Annotated in this window: 5 protein-coding genes; 4 read left to right on the top strand and 1 reads right to left on the bottom strand. The window is 41.9% G+C overall.

Translation table 11 applies throughout. The annotated features are described in order from the left end of the window. Positions 1-279: 279 nt before the first annotated feature. Positions 280-1779, bottom strand: a complete 1500-nt coding sequence (locus AAFP11_RS29445; RefSeq protein WP_341740201.1) for an NAD(P)/FAD-dependent oxidoreductase — start codon at positions 1777-1779, stop codon at positions 280-282. Positions 1780-1850: 71 nt separating this feature from the next. Here AAFP11_RS29445 and AAFP11_RS29440 point away from each other — a divergent pair, with 71 nt between their 5' ends. From AAFP11_RS29440 to AAFP11_RS29425, 4 genes are all read left to right on the top strand, one after another. Continuing rightward, entirely contained in the window at positions 1851-3548 is a 1698-nt protein-coding gene (locus tag AAFP11_RS29440) for a hypothetical protein (protein ID WP_341740200.1), read from the top strand. Positions 3549-3663: 115 nt separating this feature from the next. Further along, positions 3664-4659 carry a pentapeptide repeat-containing protein gene (locus AAFP11_RS29435; RefSeq protein WP_341740199.1) on the top strand — a complete coding sequence of 332 codons (996 nt, stop codon included), beginning with the start codon at positions 3664-3666 and terminating at the stop codon, positions 4657-4659. Continuing rightward, positions 4652-4813, top strand: a complete 162-nt coding sequence (locus tag AAFP11_RS29430; protein WP_341740198.1) for a hypothetical protein — start codon at positions 4652-4654, stop codon at positions 4811-4813. The genes AAFP11_RS29435 and AAFP11_RS29430 overlap by 8 nt, the downstream gene beginning before the upstream one ends. 160 nt (positions 4814-4973) lie before the next feature. Beyond that, positions 4974-5321: a hypothetical protein gene (locus tag AAFP11_RS29425; RefSeq protein ID WP_341740197.1), complete on the top strand. Its 348-nt coding sequence runs from the start codon at positions 4974-4976 to the stop codon at positions 5319-5321. Positions 5322-5707: the final 386 nt, after the last annotated feature.

The raw sequence follows: 5707 nt of genomic DNA, 5'->3' as shown, positions 1-5707 counted from the left end.
GGAGTGCCAACATTGATACTTATTTTACCAGTTACAGACAGCGATTGCGACAAGAACACCGTGTTTTTTGGACCTGATGTCTTTAATGTCAGGAAAAGTCTATGAAACTGCCGTTTAGTATCATCTCTTGTTTTGCGAGTTCAACACTAGCCCCTTGAGTAGGATCTAATCCTAGTCCATCGCAAGCGCATCAATAAACTTTTGAAATCCGAACTCTGTTGATTGTAGTCAAATAACCATTGCTGTTGACGATAAACTTGAGTCAAGACTGGCAAAATTTTACAAAAATTGTGCCGTGATCTGGGAATTAACCAGAGTATTCGCGCACAGAATTCCTGATGCAGCCACCGCAGGTACGCCAATTCCTGGCATGGTACTGTCTCCTACTCGATACAAACCTTTGACTGGTGTTTGTGGACCCGGAAATGTGCCTTTTCCGGCGGGGATTCCCGGCCCGTAAGTACCTTGATATCGGTGCAAAAATCGGGCATGGGTTAGGGGTGTGCCGATCGACTCTAGGACAATTCGCCTCCGCAAATCGGGGATAATTTTTTCTAAAGCTGTGAACAGAGATTGCGATCGCTCTTGCTTTTTTTGTTGATAAAATTCGCCATATTCCCAACCTTCGTAGGGTTCCAGTGTATAAGCATGAATGGCGTGGTGTCCCGGCGGTGCGAGATTGGCATCCCAAACCGTAGGAATCGAAATCATGCAAGTATTTCCGGGTACTGTAATATCGATGTTGCTGTCATGGACAACGACGTGGTGCCCAGTCAAACCATGGAGTCCTTCAGCTTTAATACCTAAATGTAGGTGCATGAAACTTTCTACCGCTGGCGTTGATAAGGCAATTTGGCGATAATTTTTTGGTAAATCTTCTGGTGATAGCAACTTAGTATAAGTATCCCAGATGGTCGCATTGGAGATAGTAATTGGTGCGCGGATAATTTCGCCATTTTGCAAGCGAACACCAGTTGCTCTCCCCGATGCAACTAAAATTTGCTCGACTGGTGTTCCCAGGCGCAACTTTCCCCCCCAGCGCTGCAAGCCTCGGACTAAAGCATCGACGATCGCACCACTGCCACCAACAGGATATTCTATAACTGAGCGCGATCGTTCGCCAATCATAAAAGCGATTTCCGGGGCGACAGTTCCCTCCGCCTTCAAGCCAGACAGCAAAAAGCACTCCAAATCGATCAAACGCCGCACCCAAGGGTCCCTCACATCCCTATCCATCAACACCCCCGCAGCACCTCCTATCACCCCTACAAGGGGCAGCAGTTTCAGCATAGATGGCCAGTACCGAAACAGCAAAAGAGGCATTAACTGCCAATCTGCTCTAAGCGCCACCGCCGGAATTCCACGCAAAGCTTCATATAAAACTAATAAATTTTGTTGGAATTGCTGCAATTCCTTCGCACCTTTTGGTGTAAACTCAGCTACAGCATCTAAGTATTTTTTCGCATCAGCATAAACCGGCAAACTTCCCTCTGGAAAATGATAATGCCCCAAGGGGTCGTAGGGAATTGTGGCGATGGATTCCTCCAAAATCTCCAACACTTGTCGCAAAGGATTGAGGGACTGGGGGTCAGTCAAACCGCAATAAAAAGAAGGTCCCGAATCAAAATGAAATCCCCGGCGCGAAAAACTGTGAGCCACACCACCGGCTATGGTATGGCTTTCGCAGACGAGTACCCGCTTACCGTAGCGAGCTAGCATTGATGCGGCGACTAAGCCGCCAATGCCACTCCCAATTACAATTACATCAAAGTCTGGCATCTGTTAAATGTGGTATAATTTTATTGTTTCTTGGTAATTGTTGACAGGGTATTTTTTGGAGGTAGAAAACTATGAAACCTTTATCTATTTTAGATGAGGTTGTTCGCGAGTTGGAACAAGATGTCAATATCTCGCGGATTAAAAGAATAATATTTTTTGCGTGTAAAGAATTCTGGGAAAACGATGTCGGAAAATTAGGTGACACAGATTTAGGTATTCTGATCCAAGAATTATGTACCAAATATACCAATTTAGAAGATATTGAGACAGTTTTAAATATTATAGTTTCTAAAGTCAACAAAAAAGCAGAGTACGCTTTAGTAGCAGACCTAATCATCTGTCAACTGAGTAGGCTGTACGAATTTGAAGACTTGACCAATTTAGAAACAAACATATCTAGATTTGGCGGTGAGAGTCCGATGCCATTTCAAGAGGAATTTAGTTCGGAAATCCCAGGTACTGACGAAACAGAAAGAAACCCCGGATTTTTATTTGATGTCAGACAAAAAATCTTGCAGCAAACAAATCCGCTGAGGGCGAAAATACTAATTTTTTCGACTCTTTATCACGAATTTACTTTTAGCGATCGCGACTGGTTGCTGCTGAAAAGCCAAGAACTAGATACCCTGCTGCGACAACTGTTTAACGTCTGTCCCACCCTAGGAGAACTCGAATCTCAATTGTACAGAACGGCGAGCACTCTGGAAAACACAGATGAAAATGACCAAACAGCTAGCGTCATTATCCAAGCGATGAATCCTTGTTACGCCAAAATAGAACCTGAATCACCAAATATTTCTAGCGAAGAGGTGGCGGGAGAAGATTACGATCAGACGCACTTAATCAATAATATTTATGAAGATAACAAGCAGAGTAACGGCACAAAAGATTATTTTGAAGCTGGCGATACTACTCACATCATTGAATCTTCTCCCATTCAGTATGCTTCTAACTCCCCGGATAGTTACTTCGTGAACGGAACGGGAGAAAATTCACCTGTTCAGCCAACCGAAATCAACACTAATAATTCGCCGATTAATTTTCAACAGGAATTGAAAAAGACTTCATCTGTTGAAGAAAATCAGGCTACTGCGGGAAGTTATATTTCCCCTGAGAATAGTATAAATATTAGCGAATCTATCAAGCAGAAATTGGGCTTAGAAGAAGAAATTAAATCCTTAGTAATTCAAAGTGCTAACTCCGCCACTGCCAAAATAGAAAATATATTCAGTGATTTAGAATCGGCTCTGAATCGACAGTTTTCAACAGAAAGTGTAGAAGAGCGATTGTACTGGAAATATAAAATTCTCAGAGATTATGTAGGAGAAGTCCAGGGATTTACCTACAAGTTAATGAAAATTCTGAGCGATTTGGAGTCAAAAGAAAGGGGACAATTTCCGGCTGAAATAGCAGACAATTTTGATGGTAATGTTTCGCAACCAGAATCAAATAAATCTAGCCAAAGACCCAGCCAGCAGCAGCTACTGGAAATGGCAAGACAAGGAAATCCCAAGGCGATCGCCACCTTAATCAATCAACTGCTACAGCCTCAAGGAATTACCGCTACAGCAGGATTTAAAGACGGTTGGCTCCACATCATTTTGGAATCTGCCCCCAGCGCACCAAATCAACAAAATACTGCGACCTATATTTACAAAAAACTTTGTACTTTAAAATCGAAGTTTCTCCATAAAGTGAAAATTCACGGGCGACAGCTAGGTAACAAAACTATAGTCTGGACTCAAGATTTTGTCACTAAAATGAATTAGCCATAAAATCTGCCAATAATTCCCGGCATACATCCACTAAATTTGCCCGTAAAAAATCCTAGTTCCCAAATACCAAACTCCCAGATTTTAGTAACTAAATTAACCAGCACCAACTATGAATGCTAGCGAATTATTAAGACGATATACATCAGGTGAAATTGATTTTGAAGGTATGAATCTGAGAGGTGTCTATCTAAGTGGTGCCGATTTAATAGGTGTGAATTTAAGCAGCGCCGACTTATCGGGTGCAAACTTAGCAATGGCATATCTGAGTAGAATTAACCTTCAACGTGCAAATTTAACCAAGGTAAAATTTGGCGGTGCTAACTTGAATCAGGCAAATTTAAGTTCAGCAAATTTGTCCGATGCAGACTTTCACGGAGCTACTTTACAAAATGCTGACTTTCGCAGAGCCAACATATGTTTGGCTATCTTAATCGATGCAAATTTGACTGACGCGGATATGCGAGGTGTTAATTTGCAAGGTGCAGATATGCGCGGTGCGTGCTTGCGGGGTGCAAATTTGCGGAAGGAGCAGCGAGTTTTTGATGGAGCAAATTTGCGGGGTGCAAATTTGCAAGGTGCCGATTTGCGCGGAGTCAATTTACAGGGTGCTGATTTGACTAAAGCAGATTTAAGTCGAGCCAATTTGACTGAAGCTTCTCTCCGAGAGGCAAATTTGAGTCAAGCAAATTTGAGCGAAGCTATTTTGGACAATGTATTTTTGACTGATACAAATTTGACTGAGGTAAATTTTTCCTGGGCTGTAATGAGAAATGCCAAATTAGAAAGGGCTATATTAATCGATGCTGAATTCGCAGGTGCTAACTTACAGGGTGCTTTTCTTCCTGATGTGAAGTTGAACAATGCTAGTTTAATTATGGCGGATTTGAGTCGGGCTAATTTGGTGAGGGCGGATTTGAGTCGTGCTAATTTCAATCAGGCTAATTTAACTGAAGCCGATTTGACTGATACTTACATGGCTAAAACTGATTTACGGGATGTAATTTTACATCGCACAAGTTTGATGAGGGTAGATTTGATCACTGTTAATTTAGCGGGGGCAAAGTTTCAGGGTACAATCATGCCGAATGGAGAAATTAATGGGTAAATTTTTGGGAATGGGGAATTGGGAATTGGACATTGGGAATTGGGAATTGGGAATTGGGAATTGGGAATTGGGAATTGGAGAGTTTGATGTTAAAGTAAGCCTGCTCTATCAAGACTTATTTAAGAATTATAGTTTAGGCAATTTGGGAGAATAAAAAAAGAGGGCAATGCTGTGTTAGAGACAGGGAAAATTTTACAAGAACGTTATCAATTGCAACAGCGTTTAGGACGCACGGCCGCAAAGTTCCCTCTATCTGCGTCAGAAAGCCTTTCTTATCTACTTTTACAGGAATAGGTCTTCTCGGAATTTTGGGAGTGACAATTATAACATTTTCAGTCACAGAAATATTCGGAATTTTAGTAATTTCTGCGATGATAATATGTCTGTTACTTAGCTATTTGGTGGTAACTTACATTAAATTTAACCAGGACGAGTTGGAAATAAAATATCACATATTTGGCTGGAATTTTTGGCGAATAACTGGGGAAAGATCGCATATTTTTGGTGTTTTTTTATACGACAATTCTGTGGGATATCAAATCAAAATTCGTTCAGGCTATCACCATACAGGAACTTATTATTATGTTTTAGCCAACTATTTGAAAGAGATTGAGGCGGCTTGGTTAGCTCAAGAAATTCAAGATTGGTTAAATTTAAGATGAGCCGTTGGGTGGGGACGGGTTTTTGAGATTGTCGGTTTGTGACAAAGATTGTGGGTAAAACCATTGGTGTCAACTTAAGGCCAAAACCTTGGAGAAATATGGGTTTTACGACAAGTCTAGATCCCCCTAAATCCCCCTTAAGAAGGGGGACTTTGAGCAAGTTCTTGTTCCCCCCTTCTTAAGGGGGGCTAGGGGGGATCTAAGTTTAATAGTCAAACAGCTATCTCTGACAGGGTTTGAGGTTAAGTTGACACCTATGGGGTAAAACCCGCCCCTTGTATCTTAAAAGAGTCAGTCAGTCGATCGCCACGTCATTGATTCGATCATACCGACAATCAGGCGATCGTACCGACAATCAGGCGATCGTACCGACAATCAGGCGATCG

The organism is Microcoleus sp. CAWBG640 (genome assembly GCF_020883015.1).
Taxonomy (GTDB): domain Bacteria; phylum Cyanobacteriota; class Cyanobacteriia; order Cyanobacteriales; family Microcoleaceae; genus Microcoleus; species Microcoleus anatoxicus.
This window is presented reverse-complemented; position numbering and strand designations above follow the sequence as displayed.